This is a genomic window from Plasticicumulans lactativorans, from assembly GCF_004341245.1.
GTDB classification, from domain to species: domain Bacteria; phylum Pseudomonadota; class Gammaproteobacteria; order Competibacterales; family Competibacteraceae; genus Plasticicumulans_A; species Plasticicumulans_A lactativorans.
On record NZ_SLWY01000007.1, the window covers coordinates 46,335 to 68,060 of the forward strand.

Consider the following 21,726-nt stretch of genomic DNA (forward strand, 5'->3'; position numbering starts at 1 on the left):
CGCGCTGCGGCATCAGGCGGCGCGCAGGCCGCGCAGCTGGCGCGCCGTCAGCAGCCAGCCGAGCACGCCGGAGCCGGCCTCGGCGATCCCGGCGAATTCGATCAGCGCCGCGCCACCCTTGCGCAGCCCGATGCACGGGCGCGCCTCGCCACACAGCAGCAGTCCGGCGAGGCGGCCGAGATGGGGCTGATGCCCGACCAGCGCGACGGTGGCACCGGCGGGCTGCGCCGCGAGCCAGGCCAGCAGCATGGTCGGCGGATCGTCGGGCGCGAGGCCGTCGAGCGCCTGCAGCTCGCCGTAGCCGTAGGCCCGGGCGACGATGTCGGCGCTCTCGCGGGCGCGCAGCAGGTGACTCGACACCAGCACGTCGAGCGTCGGCACCAGCGCGCGCAGGCGGTTGGCCCCCTTGCGCAGGCGGCGGATGCCGAGCTCGGTCAGCGGCCGCTCGGCGTCGTTGCCGCCGGCGAGCCGGAAGCGCTCGGGGTCTTCGGCGAGTCCGTGGCGAATCAGCAGCAGTTTCATCAACCCTCCCCGGCGGCGGCCCGGCGGCCGCCGCGTCCGATGATCAGTGGTGCCGGGAAGTCGCAGGCGAAGGTGCTGCCCACGCCCACCCGGCTTTCGATCCGCATCTGGCCGCCGTGGCGGATGACCACGTGCTTGACGATGGCGAGCCCGAGCCCGGTGCCGCCATGCTCGCGGTCGCGACCGCGGTCGACGCGGTAGAAGCGCTCGGTCAGACGCGGCAGGTGGTGCGGTGCGATGCCGTCACCGTCGTCGACCACCTCCATGTGCGCACCGCGCTCGTCGGCGTACCAGCGCAGCACGATGTGCGAACCCGCGGGCGTGTGCCGCACCGCATTGAAGGTCAGGTTCGAGAAGGCGCTGCGTAGTTCCTGTTCGTTGCCCAGCAGCCAGAGCTCGGCGTCGACCTCGGTCTTGATCCGGTGCCCCGCCTCGCCCGACAGCGCGATGCCGTCCTCGGCGATCGCCGCGAGCATGCCCGGCACCGCGACCGGGCGCAGCGACGGGCGCTCGGTCTGGGTCTCGAGCTTCGCCAGCATCAGCAGGTCCTCGATGATGTGCAGCATCCGCGCCGACTGCTGCTGCATGCGCCGCAGCGGCTGCTGCCAGCGGCTGGCGCAGACGTCGTCGCTGTCGAGCAGGGTCTCGAGGTAGCCGCCGATCACCGTGAGCGGCGTGCGCAGTTCGTGCGAGACGTTGGCGACGAAATCGCGCCGCATCTGCTCCAGGCGGTGCAGGCGCGACACGTCGGTGGCGATCAGCAGGCGCCGCCCGCCACCGTAACGGCTGACGCGCAGCGACAGCGGCGGACCGTCGGGGGCCGGTGACGGGAAGTCGCACACGCCCTGGTAGTCGTGCCGCGCGAGGAACTGCACGAAGCTCGGATGCCGCACCAGAAAGGTGATGCGGCTGCCGGTGTCCTGCGGACGGCGCAGGCCGAGCAGCCGCTCGGCGGCCTGGTTGCACCAGAGCACGGCGTCGTCCTCGTCGAGCACCACCGCGGCGTCCGGCACGGCTTCGGCAGCCTCCTGGAACTTGCGCAGCACGGTGACCAGTTCGCGGGTGGCGGCGCGCAGCCGCCGCCGCCGCCGCCCCAGGTGGTAGTAGACCTCGCCCCAGACGCCTCCCGCCTCGGGACGGCGGCGGCGGCAGCCGTCACGCAGCCAGCGCTCGAAGCGGTAGAGCGACAGCAGTTGCGCCGCGAGCAGTGCCGCCATCGCCACGAACAACCCCGCGAAGGCCGCGCCGAACTCCGCGCCGACGGCCGTCCCCAGCGCCAGCACCGCGCACAGGCGCCAGATCGTCGTCGGCCACGGGCTGAGCAAGCGTCACACCCGCGTCGAGAAGCGGTAGCCGGAGCCGCGCACGGTCTGGATCAGGGCATCGTGGCCGCTGCCTTCCAGCGCCTTGCGCAGCCGCCGGATGTGCACGTCGACGGTACGCTCCTCGACGTAGACGTTGCTGCCCCAGACGCGGTCGAGCAGCTGCGAGCGCGAGTACACGCGCTCGGCGTGCGACATGAAGAACTCCAGCAGGCGGTACTCGGTGGGGCCGATCTCGACGTCGGCGTCGCCGGCGGTGACCCGGTGGCTCGCCGGGTCGAGGCGCAGGCCGCGGGCTTCGAGCGGCTCGTCGCCGGCCTGCGGCCCGCCGCGGCGCAGCACGGCCTTGATGCGGGCGACGAGCTCGCGCGGCGAGAACGGCTTGGTGACGTAATCGTCGGCGCCGCTTTCGAGGCCCTGGACCTTGTCCTCCTCCTCGACGCGCGCGGTGAGCATGATGATCGGGACCTCGCGGGTCAGCTCGTCCTTCTTCAGGCGCCGCGCGAACTCCAGCCCGCTCGCGCCCGGCAGCATCCAGTCGAGCAGGATCAGGTCCGGCAGGCGCTCGGCGATCACCGTCTGCGCCTGGCGCGCGTCGGCCGCCTCGCAGGTCTGATAGCCGGCACTGCCCAGCGCGAAGCTGATCATTTCCCGGATCGGCTGTTCGTCTTCCACGATCAGAATGCGCTTTTCACTCATCGTCGCTGGCTCCCGCAATGGCGGCGCCATTAAAGGCAAGGAATATGACACCCGCGTGAATTCGCGTCGATCCGATGACGGGCGTTTGACCGGCATGTGACGCTGCGGGGCTTTCGTTACCGCGTGATGACATATCCGGGGCTACCATTCCATCAGCCGGTCATTTGTGCTCTCATCCGGCCGCTTTGCCGACTCCGGGCCGCTGCCGCGGGCATGCCCGGGCCTTCGCAACCGGGAGGTTCATCATGAGTGTCGACAGCCCCTCCGGCATCGCCCCCTACCAGCCCCGGGACGATGAGGAGTACATGAACGAGGCGCAGCGCGAACACTTCCGCCAGTTGCTGCTCGCCTGGAAACGCGAGCTCATGGAAGAAAGCCAGCGCACCGTCAGCCACATGCAGGACGAACCCCTCAACCTGCCCGACCCGAACGACCGGGCGAGTCAGGAAGAGGAGTTCTCGATCGAACTGCGCGCGCGCGACCGCGAACGCAAGCTGCTGCACAAGATCGAGAAGTCGCTGAAGCGCCTCGACGCCGACGAATACGGCTTCTGCGAGCACTGCGGCTGCGAGATCGGCCTGCGCCGGCTCGAAGCGCGGCCCACCGCCGAACTCTGCATCGACTGCAAGCAGGTCGAGGAGCAGAAGGAAAAGAGCCGCGCCGCCTGAGCGGCGCGTCGTCGCCCACCCCGCCCGCACGGCGCCGGCGGCATGCCCGCCCGCGTGCCGGCGGCTGCCGCGTGCCCGCTAGCGGCCCGGCCGGATCAGGCCGCCCATCCCGTGTGCCTCCAGCACCTCGTGCAGGCGCGCGCGGATGGCCACGCCGCTCTCCATCGTCAGCGCCTCGGCGAGCAGTTCACGCGCCATCGCGAGCGGGATGCTGCGCACCATCCACTTCACCTTGAGCAGGTTGCCGAGGCTCATGCTGAGGCTGTCGACGCCCATGCCCATCAGCAGCAGCGCCGAGGCCGGATCGCCGGCCATCTCGCCGCACACGCTCACCGGCCGCGCCGCCTGGTGGGCGCGGCGCACGATCCATTCGATCACCCCCAGCACCGCCGGGTTGAGGTGGTCGTAGAGCTTGGCGACGCGGTCGTTGTTGCGGTCCACCGCCAGCAGGTACTGGGTCAGGTCGTTGCTGCCGATCGAGACGAAATCGACGCGGCTGGCGAGCAGCGACACCTGATACGCCGCCGAGGGCACCTCGATCATCACGCCGACGCGCGGGAAGCTCACCGGCAGCCCGTCCTCGACCAGTTCGGCGTGCGCGAGGCGCAGCAGTTCGATCGACTCCTCCAGTTCGGCGAGCACGGTGATCATCGGGAACAGGATCGACAGGTTGTCGGCCTTGGTCTCGGCGCCGGCGCGCAGCATCGCCCGCAACTGCGTCTTGAAGATGTCCGGCTGGTCCAGAAGGATGCGGATGCCGCGCCAGCCGAGGAACGGGTTCTCCTCCTGGATCGGGAAGTACGGCAAGGGCTTGTCGCCGCCGACGTCGAGGGTGCGCAGGGTGACCGGACGCGGCGCCATGCTCGCCAGCACGCGGGCGTAGGTCGCGGTCTGCTCGTCCTCGCCGGGGAAGCGGTCGCGCAGGAAGAAGTGCATCTCCGAGCGGTACAGGCCCACGCCCTCGGCGCCGCTGTCGCGCGCGGCGTTGATGTCGGCGAACAGGCCGGAGTTGGCGAGCAGGCGCACGCGGTGGCCGTCCGGCGTCTGCGCCGGCAGGTCGCGCAGCTCCTGCAGCCCCTTCGACAGCTCCGCCTCGGCGCGCGCGATCTTCTCGTACTCCTCGCGCAGCGCCGGCCCCGGCTGGATGCACACGCGCGCCGAGTAGCCGTCGACCACCACCTCGCGCCCGTTCAGGCGCGCCAGCGGCGCACCGCTGACGCCGAACACCGCCGGGATGCCGAGCCCCCGCGCCAGCAGCGCGACGTGCGAGGCACCGGTGCCGCGCACCGACACCAGGCCGGCGAGCTTCTCGGGCGGCACGTCGAGCAGTTGCGAGACGTTGATCTCCTCGCCGATCAGCACGCAGCCGCCGGGATAGTCGATCACGCTGCCCGACGACTCCTTGCGCAGGCGCTTGAGCAGGCGGTTGCCGAGGTCGCGGATATCGGCGGCGCGCCCGCTCAGGTAGGCGTCGTCCATCTCCTCGAACACGTTGGCGTATTCGGTGATGGTGGCGCGCAGCGCGCCGGGCGCCCAGTTGCCGGCGCGGATGCGTTCGAGCGTGCCGTTGACCAGGCTCTCCGAGCCGAGCAGCAGCGCATAGGCGTCGAACAGCGCCTGGTCGCCGGGCGAGAGGATCTTGCCGAGGCGCTCGCCGAGCTGGCGCAGTTCGGCGAGCTCGGCCTCCACCGCCTGGCGGAAGCGCTGCGCCTCGGCCTCAATCGCCTCGGGAGCGAGGACCTTGTCGGGCACCGAGGCGAGGTTGGCGTCGGGAAAGATCACCACCGCCTGGCCGATGCCGAGTCCCTTGGCACTCGCCACGCCTTCGAGGAAGACGGTACCGGCAAGGTCGTCGATGCGGTCGAGCGCCTGGCGCAGCTCGACCGAGGTGATCGACCCGGCGAGCTGCGCCGCCAGCGTGACCAGGAAGGCCACCTCCTCGTCGGTGTACTTGCGCTGCTCGCGCTGCTGCACCACCAGCACGCCCATCGCCCGCCGGCGGCGCACGATCGGCACGCCGAGAAAGCCGTGGTAGGGCGCCTCGCCGGTCGCGGCGATGAACAGGAAGGCGGAGTGATCGGGGGCGTTCTCGAGATTGACCGGTTCGGCGCGGTTCGCGACCAGGCCGATCAGGCCCTTGCCGAGCGGAATGCGCACCCGGCCGACGGCGCCCGGGCGCAGGCCGTCGGTGGCCATCAGCACGTGCTCGCCGCGGGCCTCGTCGAGCAGGTAGACCGAACAGACATCGGCCGACAACGCCGTCTTCACCCGTTCGACGATGAGTTCGAGCGCCTCGTCGAGGTCGTGGGCGACGTTGACCTCCTGCACGATGCGCTGCAGGGAGTCGAGCATGACGGCGGTCCTCGCAGTGTCGGAAAAAGCGGGCGGCCGCCCGGCTCCGTCCGCCGGCCCGTGACGACGGAGCGGCGGACGCGCGCTCGCGCGCGCTTCAGCGCAGCGGCGCGGGGCGGGATTCACCGCCGGGGGCCGGCGGCGGCAGCGCAGCACACGGCAGCGGGCGCTGCGCACCGACCAGTTGCGCCAGCACCGCGGCGGGCGGTTCGGGCGGTGTCGCCCCGAAGGCGAGGTGCGCCAGTTCGCGCAGCGCACGCAGGTACACGTTGCGCTTGAACGACACCACCGACTCCAGCGGGTACCAGTAGTCGACCCAGCACCAGTGGTCGAACTCCGGACGCTCGGAGCAGTCGAGGTGCACGTCGGTTTCGCTGCCACGCATGCGAAGCAGGAACCATACCTGTTTCTGCCCGATGCAGGTCGGGCGGCTGTGGCGCCGGATCAGGCGCTTGGGCAGCCGGTAGCGCAGCCAGCCCTTGGTGCAGCCCATCACTTCGACGTGTTCCGGACGCAGGCCCACCTCTTCGCCCAGTTCGCGGAACATCGCCTCCTGCGGGGACTCGTTACGCCGGATGCCACCCTGGGGAAATTGCCATGATTTCTGCCCGATCCGGCGCGCCCAGAACAAACGGCCTTCGTCGTTACAGAGGATGATACCGACGTTGGCCCGGAAACCCTCTGAATCAATCACTTGATGATCAACCCGTCGATATGCGTTGCGTTGCATTCTTTCACAAAGAGTAGACCTGCGCCAACTCGGCGCAAGCCCCCCGACAACGCGCCCGTGCCGCACCACCACGGCCCCTGCCGGTGCGCCGGCGGCGTCCCGGCGCAGCCCGGCGCGGAAGCGGAAAAGTGCCCGCGGCGGGCCTTCGCCGGCATTCGTGCCCGCGGCGGCCTGCTGCAGACGAAAATGGTGCACTGCAGCGCGCCGCTGCGGCACGCGGCTGCCGATTGCGGATGCACCGGGGCATCCGATACCCTGCCGCCCCGCGCCGGCACCGGGCCGGCGATGGTTGAGGAGGCTGCGGTGAGTCTGGCGATCTTCGACCTCGACGAAACCCTGATCGGCGGCGACAGCGACCAGCTGTGGGGGCGCTACCTCGCCAGCGTCGGCGCGGTGGACGGCGAGCGCTTCGTGCGCACCAACCGCGCGTTTCACCTGCAGTACCGTGCCGGCACGCTCGACATCGATGCCTACCTGCGCTTCGCCATGTCGCCGCTGGCCGCGCACCCGCTCGAACGGCTGCACAACTGGCGCCTGCAGTTCGTCGCCACGCGCATCCGCCCGCTGCTGCTGCCGAAGGCGCGGGAACTGGTCGAACGCCACCGCGCGGCGGGCGACACGCTGCTGATCATCACCGCCACCAACCGCTTCGTCACCGAACCCATCGCCGAGCTGTTCGGCATCCCCAACCTGCTCGCCACCGAGCCCGAGTTCACCGACGGGCGCTACACCGGCCAGCCCACCGGCATCCCCTGCTTCGCCGAGGGCAAGGTGCTGCGCCTCGACGCCTGGCTCGAGGAAACCGGTCACGATCTCGCCGGCAGCTGGTTCTACAGCGATTCGCGCAACGACATCCCGCTGCTGTCGCGGGTCGACCACCCGGTCGCGGTCGACCCCGACCCGGTGCTCGCCGAGCACGCCCAGGCCCGCGGCTGGCCGCAGTTGAGCCTGCGCGACTGAGCCGCCGGCGCGCCGCGCGCGCGGTGGCGGCCCTCGCGCCCGCATGCCGACCCACCCCCGTCCCACCGCACCACGCCCGCTGCGGGTGCTGCTCGCGCTCGCCGCGCTGGCGCTCGCGAGCCTCGTCTTCGCGCTCGCCCAGGGCAGCGTCGCGCTCGGCCCGGCCGAACTGTGGAACGGCCTGCGCGGAGCGCCGGGGCTCGCCGCCGGGGTGATCTGGGAGCTGCGCCTGCCGCGCGCGGTGGCGGCCTTCGCCACCGGCGGCCTGCTCGCGCTCGCCGGGGCGCTGATGCAGGTGCTGCTGCGCAACCCGCTCGCCGACCCCTACGTGCTCGGGGTGTCCGGCGGTGCCGCCGCCGGGGCGCTGTCGCTGATGCTGCTCGGCGTCGGCGGGCTGTGGATCAACGCCGGCGCCGGCGCCGGTGCGCTCGCCTCGATGCTGCTGGTGTTCGGCCTCGCCCACGGGCGCGGCGCATGGACGCCGCTGCGCCTGCTGCTGACCGGCGTGATCGTCGCCGCCGGCTGGGGCGCGCTGATCACCCTGCTGCTCGCGCTCGCCCCCGACCGCCAGTTGCGCGGCATGCTGTTCTGGCTGATGGGCGATCTCGCCGCGGCCCCCGCGCCCGGCGGCGGGCTCGTCGCGCTGGCGCTCGGCCTCGCCGCCAGCCTGCCGCTCGCCCGCGCGCTCAACGTGCTCGCCCACGGCGAGCTCACCGCGGCGAGCCTCGGCGTGGCGGTGCGCCCGCTGCGCCTGGCGGTGTACGCGCTCGCCTCGCTGCTCGCCGGCGCGGCGGTGACGCTCGCCGGCAGCGTCGGCTTCGTCGGGCTGGTGATCCCGCACCTGCTGCGCCTGGCGCTCGGCGCCGACCACCGCCTGCTGCTGCCCGGTTGCGTGCTCGCCGGCGGCACCCTGCTGACCGTGGCCGACACCCTCGCGCGCAGCCTGATCGCGCCGCAGCAGTTGCCGGTCGGGGCGATCACCGCGCTGCTCGGCGTGCCGCTGTTCCTCTACCTGCTGCACGGTTCGCGGCGCGATGATGACTGAGGCCGGCGCGCTGCTGGAGGTGCGCGGGCTGACGGTGACGGTCGCCGGCAAGCGCGTGTGCGAGGCGCTCGACTTCGCGGTGCGCCCGGGCGAGCGCTGGGCCGTGCTCGGCGGCAACGGCGTCGGCAAGACCACGCTGCTGCACACGCTGGCCGGGCTGCGCGCGCCCGCCGCCGGTACGGTGCACCTCGCCGGCGCGCCGCTGCAGCGACTGTCGCGGCGGGCGCGCGCGCAGCACCTGGGGCTGCTCGCGCAGGACCACGAGGACGCCTTCCCGGCACGCGTGCTCGAAACCGCGCTGATCGGCCGCCACCCGCACCTCGGCCGCTGGGGCTGGGAGAGCACGGCCGACCTCGCCGCGGCCCGCGCCGCGCTCGCCGAGGCCGGCCTGGCCGGGTTCGAGACGCGCAGCGTCGCCTCGCTGTCGGGCGGCGAGCGGCGCCGGCTCGGCCTCGCCACCCTGCTCGCGCAGGCGCCCGCGGTGCTGCTGCTCGACGAGCCCACCAACCACCTCGACATCGCCCACCAGATCGGCCTGCTCGGGCGCCTCGCCGCGCGCCTGCAGGCCGAGGGCCGGGCGTGGGTGATGGTGAGCCACGACCCCACGCTCGCCGCGCGCTTCTGCGACCGCGCGCTGCTGCTGTTCGGCGCCGGCGAGGCGCTCGCCGGCGCCTGCGCCGAGGTGCTCACCGCGGCGCGCGCGAGCCGGCTCTACGGCCACCCGCTGGCGCGCCTCGACGGTCCGGCCGGGCCGGTGTTCACGCCGCGTTGAACGCAGCGCCGCCGTGCACGGTCTCTGCCACGGTTGCACCCATCCCGAGGAGAACCGACCGATGACCGACACCTCCCACGGCGGCCTCACCCGCCGCGCCTTCGTCACCGCCCTGGCCGCCAGCGGCTTCGCGCTCGCGGTGCAGCCGATCGCCGCCGAGACCATCCTCACCCCCGCCGACGGGCTCGACACCGGCACCGCCCGGATCGCCGTCGCCAGCGGCGAGCTGCCGGTCTACCACGCGCGCCCGGCCGGGCGCGGCGACTGCCCGCTGATCCTGGTGGTGCAGGAGATCTTCGGCGTGCACGAGTACATCCGCGACGTCTGCCGGCGGCTCGCCCGCGCCGGCTACGCGGCGATCGCCCCCGAGCTCTACTTCCGCCAGGGCGACGTGAGCCAGATCGCCGACGTCCAGACCATCCTCAAGGACGTGGTCGCCCGGGTGCCCGATGCGCAGGTGCTCGCCGACCTCGACGCCTGCCTCGCCTGGGCCGGCACGCAGAAGTTCGCCGATGCGGGCCGCGCCGGCATCACCGGCTTCTGCTGGGGCGGGCGCATCGCCTGGCTGTACGCGGCGCACAACCCGCGGCTGCAGGCCGCCGTGGCCTGGTACGGGCGGCTCGAAGGCGCGAGCAGTGCGAACACGCCGCAGCAGCCGCTGCAACTCGCGTCCACGCTGACGGTACCGGTGCTCGGGCTCTACGGCGAGGCCGACCAGGGCATCCCGCAGGACAGCATCGAGCGCATGAAGGCGGCGCTGGCGCAGGGCCGCAGCGGCTCGGCGTTCGTCGTCTACCCCGGCGCCTCGCACGCCTTCCACGCCGACTACCGGCCGAGCTACCAGCAGGCTGCCGCCGAGGACGGCTGGAAGCGCCTGCTCGCCTGGTTCGCCGCCCACGGCCTCGCCGTCTGAGCCCGCCGCCGGGGCCGCCTCAGCGCGGCTGCGCGCCCGCGGCCCCGGGCTGGCTCAGCACCTCGGTGACCCGCAGCGCGAGCCGCGGCCCGCCCGGCACCTCCCATTCGATCGCCTGGCCGACGCCGAGCCCGAGCAGCGCGCTGCCGGCCGGCGCCAGCACCGACACCCGGCCGGCCGTGATGTCGCTGTCGCGCGGGTAGACCAGGGTCAGTTCGAGCTGGCGGCCGGTGGTCTCGTCGAGCGCGCGCAGCGTCGAGTTCATCGTCACCACGCCAGCCGGCAGCGCGTGCGACTCGACGATCTCGGCGCGATCGAGCTCGGCGCGCAGCGCGGCGGCGCCGGGTGCGTCGCGGAACTCGCGGCTGTCGAGCAGCGCGTCGATGCGCTCGGCGTCGAGGCGGGTGATGGTGATCGGTACGGTGGGTTCCATGGCGTGTCCTCCTCAAAAAAGTACAGCCCCGGCGCGGAACGCCGGGGCTGGCGGTATGTCGCTGTCGCGCGGGCCAGGCGGCCCGCTCGTGGAAAGCGCAGTCTAGCGCCGCGCCGGGGGTTCGGGCACCCGCTGCGGCGCGGCGGCAACAGGCGCGCTCAGTCCTCGCTGGCGACGGTCTTGTAGACGATCGCGCCGATGACGCCGCCGAGGAGCGGCGCCACCCAGAACAGCCACAGCTGCGACAGGTAGGCACCGCCGGCGAACAGCGCCTGCGAGGTCGAGCGCGCCGGGTTCACCGAGGTCTGGGTGACCGGGATGCTGATCAGGTGGATCAGCGTCAGGCACAGGCCGATCGCGATCGGCGCGAAGCCGGCCGGGGCGCGGCGGTCGGTCGCGCCCATGATCACGAACAGGAACACCGCGGTCATCACCACCTCGCAGACGAAGCCGGCGGTCAGGCTGTACTTGCCGATCGACAGCTCGCCGTAGCCGTTCGCCGCGAAGCCGCCGAGCTTCGCGTCGGCCTTGCCGGTGGCGATCAGGTAGAGCACGGCCGCCGCGGCGGTCGCCCCCAGCACCTGCGCGACCCAGTACGGCAGCAGCTCGCCGGCCGGGTGCCGGCCGCCGGCCACCAGCCCGGCGGTCACCGCCGGGTTCAGGTGGCAGCCCGAGATGTGGCCGATGGCGAAGGCCATCGTCAGCACCGTCAGGCCGAAGGCCAGCGACACGCCGAGCAGGCCGATGCCGACCTGCGGGAACAGCGCAGCCAGCACGGCGCTGCCGCAGCCGCCCAGCACCAGCCAGAACGTGCCGATGAACTCGGCGCCCAAACGCTTGCCCAGATTCATGATCCATCTCCCCATGACAAAAGGTTTCGGGGCCCGCGACCGGGACCCCGGAGGTCGCAGCATCCCGCCGAAACGGCTCTCGGCGATGGCGCGTGATGACGCAGGCCCGGTTCCCCCCGGACCGGACCGCCCGTCAAGACTAGGAGGCGCGGCGCGGCGGCCGCAAGCGCGGGCCGATGACGCGCCCCGGCGGCGCCCGTCACGCCCCCGTCACCGTCGCGGCCTAGCCTGACGCGGCCAGCCGAATGCCGGAGCCCGCCGCCATGCCCGACCCCCACGACCACCCGCGCCGGAACGTCCTGCACGGCTCCGCCCTGCGGCTCGACGCCACCGCTGCGCCCTGGGCAGGAGGCCCGGCCCGCGCGCAGCCCGCTCCCGCGCTGGTCGTGCCGGAGCGCGCGCGCCCGCAGGTCACCCACGGGCTGCAGTTCGGCGACGTCACCCCCGGCCGCGCGATCGTCTGGAGCCGTTGCGACCGCCCGGCGCGGATGCTGGTCGAGTACGCCACCCGCGAGGACTTCCGCGACGCCCGCCGCGTGCTCGGCCCCTGCGCGCTGGAGAGCGGCGACTACACCGCGCGCGTCGACCTCACCGGCCTGCCGGCCGATGCCGAGCTGTTCGTGCGGGTGCGCTTCGAGCGCCTCGACCACGCCCGCACGCCGGGCGACGCCGTCGGCGGGCGCCTGCGCACCGCATCGCGGGGGCCGCGCCCGCTGCGCCTGCTGTGGTCGGGCGACCCCGCCGGGCAGGGCTGCGACGTCGATCCCGAACGGGGCGGCATGCGCCTCTACGACACCATGCGCCGGCGCCGGCCGGACCTCTTCATCCACTGCGGCGGCGCGGTGCACGCCGACGGCCCGCTGCCGGCCGGGCAGCTCGTCGAGCACGGCCGTGTCTGGCGCAAGCGCGCCACCCCGGAGGTCGCCGGGGCCGACGCGGCGCTCGACGCGTTCCGCGGCCGTTACCGCGACAGGCTGCAGGACGCCGCGCTGCGCCGCTTCAACGCCGAGGTGGCGCAGGTATGGCTGTGGGACGACCGCGGGCCTGTCAACGCCAGCGCGGACGCCGGGCGCCTGGAGGTCGACCCGCACGACGCCGAACCGCGCGTGCCGCTCCCCGCCGCCCGGGCCTTCCTCGAATACGCGCCGCTGCGGCGCCTGTACGACGAGGTGGCGAGCCGCGTGTACCGGCACCTGCCCTACGGCCCGCTGCTCGACCTGTTCGTCGTCGACCCGCGCCGCCACCACGGCCCGGACCCGCACCGCCGCCCGCCCGCAGCCGACGCGGCCGGCGCCTTCCGCGGCCGTCCGCAGCTCGGCTGGCTGCTCGACGGCCTGCGCCACTCGCGCGCGACCTGGAAGCTCGTCGCCCTCGCCGGGCCGAGCAGCCTGGCGATGGCCGACGACGACGCGCCGGCGCTCGCCGGGCTGCTGCGCGGCCTGTGCGCCGCCGGGGTGCAGAACGTGGTCTGGCTGAACACCGGCGTGCACGCCACCGCCGCCCACCGGTACGCCCCGGCGTGCGCGGCGTTCACCGACGTCGACCCGTTCCGGGCGTTCGTCTCCGGTCCGCTCGACGCCGCCTCCGACCCGCGGGTGGCGTTCCAGAAGGTGCCGGAGGCCCCGAACGCCTGGCCGTGCGCCGGCCTGCAGTGCTTCGGCGAGCTCGACATCGATGCCGCGACGCGCACGCTCGCCGTCGCCCTGCGCGACGTCGACGACCGCGTGCTGTTCCGCCGGTCCCTCGACCCCGCCTGAGCGCCGTGCCGGCGCCTCAGCGGGCGGCGGCGCGGGCGCCGGTGATCGCCGCCAGCGGCGCCAGCAGCACCTCGGCGCGGGCGAGCAGGCGATCGTCGGCGCCCATGTGCACCAGCCCGACGTAGCGCAGTTGTTCGACCGTGAGGCCGAGCCCGCCGCCGCCGGCGAGCGGCTCGGGGCCGCGCACCAGCAGGTGCAGCGCGTCGTTGCTGCGCAGCGCGAGCGCCGTCGGCGCGTGCACGCTGATGCGGTGCGCGGTGTACACCAGCGGCGCGGCGTAGAAGTCGTGCCCGGCGCCGCGCGCCTGCTCCAGCAGCGCGCAGGACAGCAGCGCCGCCGGGAACATCTGCGGGAAGCGCACGCGCCCTTCGAGTTCGTCGAACCAGTCGGCCTGGTCGGCCAGCGCGCCGGCGAGGAAGTTCTTCGCGTGCCCGGTGCTCGCGAACTTGCGCTTCAGGTACCAGTCGCCGTGCTGGCTGCGATCGGGCGCCGCGCGCAGCGGCGCGGCGAAGGCGCCGCAGGCGAGCCCGGCCTCGAACAGCGGCGCGCCACTGTGGCGCACCCAGCCGAGCAGCACCGCGGCGCCGGGCTTGCGGATCAGCACGCGGTGGGCGATCTGCAGCTCCGGCGCCTCGCGCCGCGTGCCGCTGCGCACCTCGGCGGAGAACGGCTCGCCCGGCAGCAGCGCCCCGGCGAAGGTCAGCTCGTAGTTGGTCCACGGCAGCCGTTCGGCGTCGGCCGGCGCCGGCGCCAGCCGGGCCAGCAGGTGTTCGAGCAGCGCTTCGAGCTGGAAGCCCAGCACCAGCGGCCCGCCGAAGGGGTTGCCGGCGATGCGCCCGCACTTGCGCGGGTCGTGGAAGGGGTTGAAGTCGTCGGTGGCGTTGCGCGCGGCATCGATGTGGATCTGCTGGTATACCCCGTCGAAACACACGTTGTCGCGCATGAGCCTGCTACCCTCCGCATCGCCCGCGCGCCGCTGCGCGCAGCGAGATCACCGCCAACCACGCGACCATCCGGCCGCACCTGCCTGGCCCACGCCAGTATCGAGGACCACACCCATGACCATCCAAGTCGGAGACCGCCTGCCCAACGGCACCCTGAGCGAATTCGTCGACAATGCCCGCGAAGGCTGTGCCCTCGGCCCCAACACGTTCAAGGTCGAGGAGCTGGTGCGCGGCCGGCGCATCGTCATCTTCGGCCTGCCCGGCGCCTTCACGCCGACCTGCTCGGCCCAGCACGCGCCCGGCTACCTCGCCCGCTACGACGAACTGAAGGCCGCCGGCGTCGACGAGATCTGGTGCCTGTCGGTCAACGACGCCTTCGTCATGGGGGCCTGGGGCCGCGACCTCAAGGCCACCGGCAAGCTGCGCATGATGGCCGACGGCAGCGCCGAGTACGCCCGGGCGCTCGGCCTGGAGCTCGACCTCACCGCCAAGGGCATGGGCGTGCGCTGCCGGCGCTTCTCGATGCTGGTCGAGGACGGCGTGGTGCGCATCCTCAACCTCGAAGCCCCGGGCAAGTACGAGGTCAGCGACGTCGAGACCCTGCTCGCCCAGCTCGCCGCCGGCTGAACCCGCCCCCGGGCGCCCGCCGCGCCGGCCTCAGCGTGCAGCGAGCTCCAGCGCGGCATCCCACAGCAGCTTGACGCCGGAGACGGCGAGGCCGACGTAGCAGACGACGTAGAACGGCCCTTCCGGCAGGCGCTTGTGCAGCACCACGCCCAGGCGCACGCCGATCAGCGCGAGCGGGATCAGGATCAGCGAGGTGGCGAGGTTGGTGCTGTCGAACTGGCCGAGCCACGCGTAGGGCAGGATCTTGGCGTAGTTGACCGCGGTGAAGAAGAACACCGTGATGCCGACGAACTCGGCGCGCGGCAGGCGCTGCGGCAGCAGGTAGGCCGCGAGCGGCGGCCCGCCGGCGTGGGCGAGGAAGCTGGTGAAGCCCGACACGCTGCCCCACAGCACCGCGCGCCGCGGATCGGCCGGCCGCGGCGCCAGCGGGCCGCCGCGGGTACGCCACACGTGGTGGACGGTGAAGGCCAGCGCCTCGACACCGATCAGCAGCTTGACCCAGGCGACGTCGATCGAGCGCCACATCAGCGCCCCGGCCAGCATGCCGAGCGTGGCGCCGCCCAGCAGCACCGGCAGCTGCCGGCCCGGCCGCACCTTGCGGAAGGCCCACACGCTCGCCAGGTCCATCACGCACAGCACCGGCAGCATCACCGCCGCGGCCTGCACCGGCGACACCACCAGCGTCAGCAGCGGCACCGCCACCACCCCCAGCCCGCCGCCGAACCCGCCCTTGGAGATCCCGACGATCAGCACCGCCGGGATGGCGGCGAGGTAGAACACGGTCGAATCGATCATCGCAGCCCCTGCGCCCCGCTATACCGGCGTCGATGTGCCGGCGAGTCCCGCAGCATAGTCGAGCCTGCACCGGCACGGGGCAGCGACCGCTGAACGCGCAGGTGGCCGCGCCCCGTGCCGCCGCCCGCCCGGCCTACGCCGGCGTCGCCCGGGCGACGCGCAGGCGCTGCAGCCCTGCCAGCCCGAGCGCCAGCAGCGCCGCCGCGTGCGGCTCGGGCAGCTCGACCAGCGGCGCCAGCGCGAAGCCGGCCCGGCCCTGCCCGGAGTACGCCACATCGCCGTCGAACGACGCGTAGCTGCTCAGGTAGGCCGTCAGCGCGTACTCGCCCGCCGCCAGGTCGAGCAGCGTCACGTAGTCGTACTGCGTCCCCAGGACGGGGTCGTAGAGATAGGTCTGGTCCCAGATCACCGTGCCGGCGACGTCGGCGAGGCGGAAGCTGAACTGGCTGTTCGAGTCCGGCACCGCGCTGCTCATCTCGAGCCGCCACCGCGACGGCGCGGCGATGCTGAAGCCCACCTCGAAGCCGGTGGTGGCGAGCGCCGTCACGCTGCCGCGCCCCGGCACGCCCGACGACCCCGCCGCGTACATCTCGGTGGCGGCGGTGAAGCCGAAGGCGCCGCCGTCCAGCGACGAGGTCTGCGCGGCCGCCCCGCTGCCGCTCGCGTTCGCCTCGTAGCCGCTGACGCCGAAGGCGCTGACGATCGCCGCGGCGTCGAACGGGCCGAAGTCGCCGGCCGCTGCGCTGTAGGCGTCGTGGCCGGTATCGCTGATGAGTTCGCCGTGGCCGAAGTCGAGGATGCTGGCGGTGCCGGTCACCGACACGTAGCGATGCTGGCTCAGCAGCTGGACGGGCCCGGCGTGGGCGGGGGCCTGTGACAGCATCAGGGCGCCGGTGGCGGCGAGGATTGTCATTGTTGTTGTGCGCGGCATGCCGGCGGTTCCTCGGTGGAGCCCGTGGGTGGGCGGGCACAGGGTAACAATCCCGGCATCCGGCGGCCTGCGTTACGCTGGGCCGTACGGCGCCTGCTGGCGCACCGCTTTCCCGCTGAACCCGTCTGCAGATCCGGAGGTACCGCTCCCATGTACAAGCTCGTCCTGCTGCGCCATGGCGAATCGGTCTGGAACCAGGAGAACCGCTTCACCGGCTGGACCGACGTCGGCCTGACCGAGAAGGGCCTGGCCGAGGCGCGCGCCGCCGGCCAGTTGCTGAAACGCGAGGGCTACGACTTCGACGTCGCCTACACCTCGGTGCTGCGGCGCGCGATCAAGACGCTGTGGACGGCGCTCGAGGAGATGGACCGGATGTGGCTCCCGGTGCATCACGCGTGGCGGCTCAACGAGCGCCACTACGGCGCGCTGCAGGGCCTGAACAAGGCGCAGACGGCGGCCGAGTTCGGCGAGGCGCAGGTGAAGATCTGGCGCCGCGCCTACGACGTGCCGCCGCCGCCGCTGGCCGACGGCGACCCGCGCATCGAGGCCGACGACCCGCGCTACGCCGACCTCGCCCCCGGCAGCTTCCCGCGCACCGAGTGCCTGAAGGACACCGTCGCGCGCTTCCTGCCGTACTGGCACGGGACCATCGCGCCGGCGGTGAGGAGCGGCCAGCGGGTGATCATCGCCGCCCACGGCAACAGCCTGCGCGCGCTGGTGAAGTACCTCGACGACATCTCCGACGCCGACATCGTCGAGCTCAACATCCCCACCGGCCAGCCGCTGGTGTACGAGCTCGACGCCGACCTGATGCCGATCCGCCACTACTACCTGGCCGACGACGAGGCGATCCGCGCCTCGATGCAGGCGGTGGCCAACCAGGGCAAGGCGACCGGCTGAGCGCCGGCTCCGCCCCGGCGGTCGGGGGCCGGCGGGTCCGCGCGACCGGCCCCGGCGAGGCTGCGCGCGCCCTGGCCGCCGGGCTGCAAGTTCATACCACGCAAGCGTTTTCGCGATGCGGCGGCGCCGCGCGCGGCGCTTTCCTTTGCGCGGCGGCGGCGGCAGAGTCGGGGGAAAGCCCGCTCCGCCCGGGCGCCGGCGCGGCGGCGGGCGTCACGGTTTCCCGAACCCCGTCCGGAGTGTGTGCATGAACGTGTTTTCCGATCCCCGCGTGGTGACCCGACTGACGCGCGACACGGTGGCGCTGGTGATGGCCGGCGGGCGCGGTTCGCGGCTGCGCCAGCTGACCAGCGGCCGTTCCAAGCCCGCCGTGCCCTTCGGTGGCAAGTTCCGCATCATCGACTTCGCGCTGTCGAACTGCGTCAACAGCGGCATCCGCCGCATCGGCGTGCTGACGCAGTACAAGAGCCTGTCGCTGCTGCAGCACCTGCAGCAGGGCTGGAGCTTCATGCGCGGGCCGTTCGGGGAGTTCGTCGAGCTGCTGCCGGCCGAGCAGCGCTCGGAGCTGAGCTCGTGGTACGCCGGCACCGCCGACGCGGTGTACCAGAACCTCGACTTCATCCGCACCCACCAGCCGGCCTACGTGCTGATCCTCGCCGGCGACCACATCTACAAGATGGACTACGGCGCGATGCTCGCGCACCACGTCGAGAGCGGCGCCGAGGTCACCGTGGGCTGCCTGGAGGTGCCGCTGGAGGAGGCGCGCGAGTTCGGCGTGATGGCGATCGAGCCCGATACGCGCATCACCGCCTTCACCGAGAAGCCCGCGGCACCGCAGCCGATCCCCGGGCGCCCCGACGTCGCCCTGGCGAGCATGGGCATCTACGTGTTCAACGCGCTGTTCCTGCTCGACTGGCTGTACCGCGACGCCGGCACCGACAACTCCACGCACGACTTCGGCCGCGACGTGATCCCGGCGGCGATCGGCGCCGCGCGGGTGTGCGCCTACCCCTTCCGCGACCTCTACGAGCCCGGCAAGCAGGGCTACTGGCGCGACGTCGGCACCGTCGACGCCTTCTGGCGCGCCAACCTGGAGCTGACCGAGGTGGTGCCCGAACTCAACCTCTACGACGACCGCTGGCCGATCTGGACGCGCTTCGAGCCGTCGCCGCCGGCCAAGTTCATCCTCGGCGGCGCCGACGGCAGCGGCGTGGCGGCCGATTCGCTGGTCAGCGGCGGCTGCGTGGTCGCCGGCGCGGCGGTGCGCCGCTCGGTGCTGTTCACCCGCGCGCGGGTCGAGCCGGGCAGCACCATCGAGCAGTCGCTGCTGCTGCCCGACGCCCACGTCGGCCGCGGCTGCCGCATCGTGCGCGCGATCATCGACGAGGGCTGCCGGGTGCCCGACGGGCTCGCGATCGGCGTCGACGCCGAGGCCGACCGGCGCCTGTTCCACCGCACCGACAGCGGCGTGACCCTGGTCACGCGCGAGATGCTGGAGAACCTCGGCGGCTGATGCTCACCCCGCCGCGGTGAGGCGGTCGCGCTGCCGCAGCGCGGGGAACCAGCGCATCCACAGCGCCACCACCAGCAGGGTGCCGACGCCGCCGAGCAGCGCCGCCGGCACCACGCCGAACCACGCCGCGGTGAGGCCCGACTCGAACTCGCCGAGCTGGTTCGAGGCGCCGATGAACACCGAGTTGACGGCGCTGACGCGCCCGCGCATCGCGTCGGGGGTTTCGAGCTGCACCAGCGCGCCGCGGATCACCACGCTGATCATGTCGGCGGCGCCGAGCACGAACAGCGCCCCCAGCGACAGCGGGATCGAACTCGACAGCGCGAAGACGATGGTCGCGACGCCGAACAGCGCGACGCTGGCGAACATGATGCGCCCGACGTGGCGCTGCAGCGGCACGTAGGCGAGCAGCACCGACAACACGATCGCCCCGGCCGCCGGCGCCGAGCGCAGCAGCCCGAGCGCCCACGGGCCGGCGTGCAGGATGTCGCGGGCGTAGATCGGCAGCAGCGCGGTGGCGCCGCCGAGCAGCACCGCGAACAGGTCGAGCGAGATCGCGCCGAGCACCACCGGCCGGCTGCGGATGTAGGCGATGCCGGCGAACAGCGAGGCGAGCCCGAGCGGCTCCCTGACGCGCTGCGGTGGCGTCTCGTAGCGCACCCCCTGCACCAGCAGGCTGGCGACCAGGAAGCCGGCGGCAGCGCAGGTGTAGACCACCGCCGGGCCGGCGACGTAGATCACGCCGCCGAGCGCGGGGCCGAGGATGATCGCGGTCTGCATCGCCGCGGCGCTCGCCGCGACCGCGCGACCGAGCCAGCCCGCCGGCACCAGCGCCGGCAGCAGCGCCTGCATGGTCGGCATCTCGAAGGCGCGCGCCGCGCCGATCAGCACGATCAGCGCGTAGATGCCGGCCACCGGCAGCCAGCCGCCGGCGCTGCCGCTGGCGAGCAGCAGCGCCGCCACGCACTGCACCCACTGGCAGGTGCGGGCGATGCGCCGGCGGTCGAAGCGGTCGGCGACCTGCCCGGTCACCAGCACCAGCAGCAGCGCCGGCAGGAACTGCGCGAGCCCGATCAGCCCGAGCGCGAGCGCGCTGCCGGTGCGCTCGTAGACCTGCCAGCCCACCGCCACGCCGGTCATCTGGTAGGCCATCGCCGTCGCCACGCGGGCGAGCCAGAAACGGCGGAAGGCGGGGTGATGGCGTAGCGGCAGGGCGTCGGCGGTGCTCATGCGCGGGCGGGTCCGGTGCGGTTAGCGGACACGCAGTGTAGGCGTTCCGGGCGTCGCGGGGAGAGGAGCCGGCGTGAGGGTGCCTTCCCGTCACCGGCCGCCGGAGTCGAAAAGCCCCCTCATCCCCACCCTTCCCCCGGCGGGGGAAGGGCTAGGCGGGCGGGCCGACGTGGTGGCGGATCAGCGGGCGCTGCGGGCCGCTGTGCAGCGCGCGCACGCGGGCTTCGGTCACCGCGTCGCTGCGGGTGACGCGGCCGTGGTGGCGCAGGTGTTCGACCCAGGACTCGTCGACGAAGAACTCGATCCAGCGCGTCGGCACGTCGGTGTCCTGGAACAGGCCCCAGCTCACCGCGCCGTTGCGCCGGCGCATGCGCGCGACCGCCTGCATCGCGGCGACGAATGCCCCGGCCTGCGCCGGCGCGATCGTGTACTCGACGGTCACCAGCACCGGCCCGCGGTCGTGCTCGATCTCCGTGCTGGCGAGCGGCGCCGGCCAGTGCAGCGACGGCGACAGGTCCTCGGCCCCGGCGCAGGCGAGCCGGAAGCGCGCGGTCAGCGGGATGCCGAGCGCGAGCCCCGCCGCCGCCGCGAGCAGCGCGACGGTCGGCGAGGCCTGCGTGGCGACCACGCCCCAGGTCGCCGCGCCGGCGGCCATCGCGCCGTTGAACGCGAGCATGTAGACGGCCAGCGCCCGCGCCCGCACCCACGGCGGTGCGACGCTCTGCGCGGCGACCTGGAATGACGACAGCACCGCGATCCACGCCGCGCCGCTCGCCAGCATCACCGGCACCAGCAGCCACACCGAAGGCAGCAGCGCGAGCGCGACCAGCACGCCGGCGTACAGCGCGCTCGCCACGGCGATCAGGCGGTCGGCCGAGGCGCGCTCGCGCAGCCGCGGCAGCACGAAGGCGCCGCCGACCGCGCCGAGGCCGACGCAGGCGAGCAGCGCGCCGTAGACCGACGCGCCGCCGTCGGGCAGCCGGCGCACCAGGAGCGGCAGCAGGCCGAGTCCGGCGCTCGCGAAGACGAAGAACGCGAGCGCGCGCGCCAGCACCGCGTGCAGCGCCGGTGCGCTGCGCGCGTAGCGCCAGCCGGCGCGCAGCGCGCCGAAGAAGCGCTCGGACGGCAGCGTCTGCACGACCTCGGCGCGCCGCCAGCCGGCGAGCACACCGATGACGCCGGCGAAGGAGACCGCGTTCAGCGCGAAGGTCGCCCACGGGCCGACGGTGCTGACGATCAGCCCGGCGAGCGCCGGGCCGACCGCGCGGGCGACGTTGATGCCGACGCTCGACAGCGCGACCGCCGCCTGCAGCTCGGGCTTCGGCACCAGCTCCGGCGTCAGCGCCGCCCAGGCCGGCGCCATCAGCGCCGCGCCGGCGCCGAGCGCGGCGGTCAGCACGAGCAGCAGCACCGGCGTCATCAGGCCGAGGTAGGTCGCCGCGGCGAGCGCGGCGGCGACCACGGCCATCCACACCTGCACGCCGATCAGGAAGCGCCGGCGGTCGACGATGTCGGACAGCGCCCCGGCCGGCAGCGCCAGCGCGAACATCGGCGCCGCGCCCGCGGCCTGTACCAGCGACACCAGCAGCGGGCTCGGCGACAGCGTCGTCATCAGCCAGCCGGCGCCGACCTCGTGCATCCAGGTGCCGATGTTCGATGCGATCGCGGCGAGCCACAGCCAGCGGAACACGCGGTGGCGCAGCGGGCTCCACGCGTTCGCGGCCGGCGCGCCGGCGCCCTGCGGGTCGGGGGGCATCGCGGC

General features: G+C 73.4%; 21 protein-coding genes. 9 read left to right on the forward strand and 12 right to left on the reverse strand.

Features of this window, described 5'->3' with window-relative positions:
- Window positions 1–12: 12 nt before the first annotated feature.
- From EV699_RS07075 to phoB, 3 genes are read right to left on the reverse strand one after another with little or no spacing between them, the layout of a single operon-like run.
- Complete coding sequence (locus EV699_RS07075) at window positions 13–522, reverse strand: SixA phosphatase family protein (RefSeq protein ID WP_132540680.1); 510 nt, start codon at window positions 520–522, stop codon at window positions 13–15.
- A complete protein-coding gene (gene phoR, locus EV699_RS07080; protein WP_243662586.1) occupies window positions 522–1,847 on the reverse strand; it encodes a phosphate regulon sensor histidine kinase PhoR in 1,326 nt (441 codons plus the stop codon). The genes EV699_RS07075 and phoR overlap by 1 nt, the downstream gene beginning before the upstream one ends.
- A 3-nt stretch (window positions 1,848–1,850) precedes the next feature.
- A complete protein-coding gene (phoB, locus tag EV699_RS07085; RefSeq protein ID WP_132540683.1) occupies window positions 1,851–2,543 on the reverse strand; it encodes a phosphate regulon transcriptional regulator PhoB in 693 nt (230 codons plus the stop codon).
- A gap of 245 nt (window positions 2,544–2,788) precedes the next feature.
- Here phoB and dksA point away from each other — a divergent pair, with 245 nt between their 5' ends.
- Window positions 2,789–3,211: an RNA polymerase-binding protein DksA gene (gene dksA / locus EV699_RS07090; protein ID WP_132540686.1), complete on the forward strand. Its 423-nt coding sequence runs from the start codon at window positions 2,789–2,791 to the stop codon at window positions 3,209–3,211.
- Window positions 3,212–3,289: 78 nt separating this feature from the next.
- Here the strand turns inward: dksA and ptsP are convergent, their stop codons facing one another.
- Window positions 3,290–5,563 carry a phosphoenolpyruvate--protein phosphotransferase gene (ptsP, locus tag EV699_RS07095; RefSeq protein ID WP_132540689.1) on the reverse strand — a complete coding sequence of 758 codons (2,274 nt, stop codon included), beginning with the start codon at window positions 5,561–5,563 and terminating at the stop codon, window positions 3,290–3,292.
- A 97-nt stretch (window positions 5,564–5,660) separates the two neighbouring features.
- The gene (locus EV699_RS07100; protein WP_132541098.1) at window positions 5,661–6,257 is read right to left on the reverse strand and encodes an RNA pyrophosphohydrolase; all 597 of its coding nucleotides are present in this window, start codon (window positions 6,255–6,257) and stop codon (window positions 5,661–5,663) included.
- A 339-nt stretch (window positions 6,258–6,596) separates the two neighbouring features.
- Between EV699_RS07100 and EV699_RS07105 the strand changes: the two genes are divergently transcribed.
- The 4 genes from EV699_RS07105 (at window position 6,597) to EV699_RS07120 (ending at window position 9,983) form a co-directional block, all read left to right on the forward strand.
- Entirely contained in the window at window positions 6,597–7,253 is a 657-nt protein-coding gene (locus tag EV699_RS07105; protein ID WP_132540692.1) for a histidinol-phosphatase, read from the forward strand.
- Between the two features lie 43 nt (window positions 7,254–7,296).
- Window positions 7,297–8,298 (forward strand): FecCD family ABC transporter permease, encoded by a 1,002-nt coding sequence (locus EV699_RS07110; protein WP_132540695.1) that lies wholly within the window; start codon window positions 7,297–7,299, stop codon window positions 8,296–8,298.
- The gene (locus tag EV699_RS07115; protein WP_132540698.1) at window positions 8,288–9,070 is read left to right on the forward strand and encodes an ABC transporter ATP-binding protein; all 783 of its coding nucleotides are present in this window, start codon (window positions 8,288–8,290) and stop codon (window positions 9,068–9,070) included. Before EV699_RS07110 ends, EV699_RS07115 begins: the two co-directional genes overlap by 11 nt.
- A 61-nt stretch (window positions 9,071–9,131) precedes the next feature.
- Window positions 9,132–9,983, forward strand: a complete 852-nt coding sequence (locus tag EV699_RS07120; protein WP_132540701.1) for a dienelactone hydrolase family protein — start codon at window positions 9,132–9,134, stop codon at window positions 9,981–9,983.
- Between the two features lie 19 nt (window positions 9,984–10,002).
- Here the strand turns inward: EV699_RS07120 and rnk are convergent, their stop codons facing one another.
- On the reverse strand, window positions 10,003–10,416 hold the full coding sequence (rnk, locus tag EV699_RS07125; protein ID WP_132540704.1) for a nucleoside diphosphate kinase regulator: 414 nt from the start codon (window positions 10,414–10,416) through the stop codon (window positions 10,003–10,005).
- Window positions 10,417–10,574: 158 nt separating this feature from the next.
- The gene (gene aqpZ, locus EV699_RS07130) at window positions 10,575–11,267 is read right to left on the reverse strand and encodes an aquaporin Z (protein ID WP_132540707.1); all 693 of its coding nucleotides are present in this window, start codon (window positions 11,265–11,267) and stop codon (window positions 10,575–10,577) included.
- Between the two features lie 263 nt (window positions 11,268–11,530).
- On the opposite strand from aqpZ, the gene EV699_RS07135 reads away from it, so the two are divergent.
- Complete coding sequence (locus tag EV699_RS07135; RefSeq protein ID WP_165904065.1) at window positions 11,531–13,024, forward strand: alkaline phosphatase D family protein; 1,494 nt, start codon at window positions 11,531–11,533, stop codon at window positions 13,022–13,024.
- A 16-nt stretch (window positions 13,025–13,040) separates the two neighbouring features.
- Here the strand turns inward: EV699_RS07135 and EV699_RS07140 are convergent, their stop codons facing one another.
- Window positions 13,041–13,967 carry a hypothetical protein gene (locus tag EV699_RS07140; RefSeq protein WP_132540713.1) on the reverse strand — a complete coding sequence of 309 codons (927 nt, stop codon included), beginning with the start codon at window positions 13,965–13,967 and terminating at the stop codon, window positions 13,041–13,043.
- A gap of 115 nt (window positions 13,968–14,082) precedes the next feature.
- Here EV699_RS07140 and EV699_RS07145 point away from each other — a divergent pair, with 115 nt between their 5' ends.
- On the forward strand, window positions 14,083–14,595 hold the full coding sequence (locus EV699_RS07145) for a peroxiredoxin (RefSeq protein WP_132540716.1): 513 nt from the start codon (window positions 14,083–14,085) through the stop codon (window positions 14,593–14,595).
- A 30-nt stretch (window positions 14,596–14,625) separates the two neighbouring features.
- On the opposite strand, the gene EV699_RS07150 is transcribed toward EV699_RS07145, so the two are convergent.
- Both EV699_RS07150 and EV699_RS07155 read right to left on the reverse strand, forming a co-directional pair.
- Window positions 14,626–15,390, reverse strand: a complete 765-nt coding sequence (locus tag EV699_RS07150) for a sulfite exporter TauE/SafE family protein (RefSeq protein WP_132540719.1) — start codon at window positions 15,388–15,390, stop codon at window positions 14,626–14,628.
- Window positions 15,391–15,523: 133 nt separating this feature from the next.
- Window positions 15,524–16,303 (reverse strand): hypothetical protein, encoded by a 780-nt coding sequence (locus tag EV699_RS07155; protein ID WP_132540722.1) that lies wholly within the window; start codon window positions 16,301–16,303, stop codon window positions 15,524–15,526.
- Window positions 16,304–16,471: 168 nt separating this feature from the next.
- On the opposite strand from EV699_RS07155, the gene gpmA reads away from it, so the two are divergent.
- Both gpmA and glgC read left to right on the forward strand, forming a co-directional pair.
- Entirely contained in the window at window positions 16,472–17,221 is a 750-nt protein-coding gene (gene gpmA / locus EV699_RS07160) for a 2,3-diphosphoglycerate-dependent phosphoglycerate mutase (RefSeq protein WP_132540725.1), read from the forward strand.
- A gap of 247 nt (window positions 17,222–17,468) precedes the next feature.
- Entirely contained in the window at window positions 17,469–18,734 is a 1,266-nt protein-coding gene (gene glgC, locus EV699_RS07165; RefSeq protein ID WP_132540728.1) for a glucose-1-phosphate adenylyltransferase, read from the forward strand.
- A 3-nt stretch (window positions 18,735–18,737) separates the two neighbouring features.
- On the opposite strand, the gene EV699_RS07170 is transcribed toward glgC, so the two are convergent.
- Both EV699_RS07170 and EV699_RS07175 read right to left on the reverse strand, forming a co-directional pair.
- Complete coding sequence (locus EV699_RS07170; protein ID WP_132540731.1) at window positions 18,738–19,964, reverse strand: MFS transporter; 1,227 nt, start codon at window positions 19,962–19,964, stop codon at window positions 18,738–18,740.
- Window positions 19,965–20,115: 151 nt separating this feature from the next.
- Window positions 20,116–21,720 (reverse strand): MFS transporter, encoded by a 1,605-nt coding sequence (locus EV699_RS07175; protein WP_132540734.1) that lies wholly within the window; start codon window positions 21,718–21,720, stop codon window positions 20,116–20,118.
- Between the last annotated feature and the right edge of the window lie 6 nt (window positions 21,721–21,726).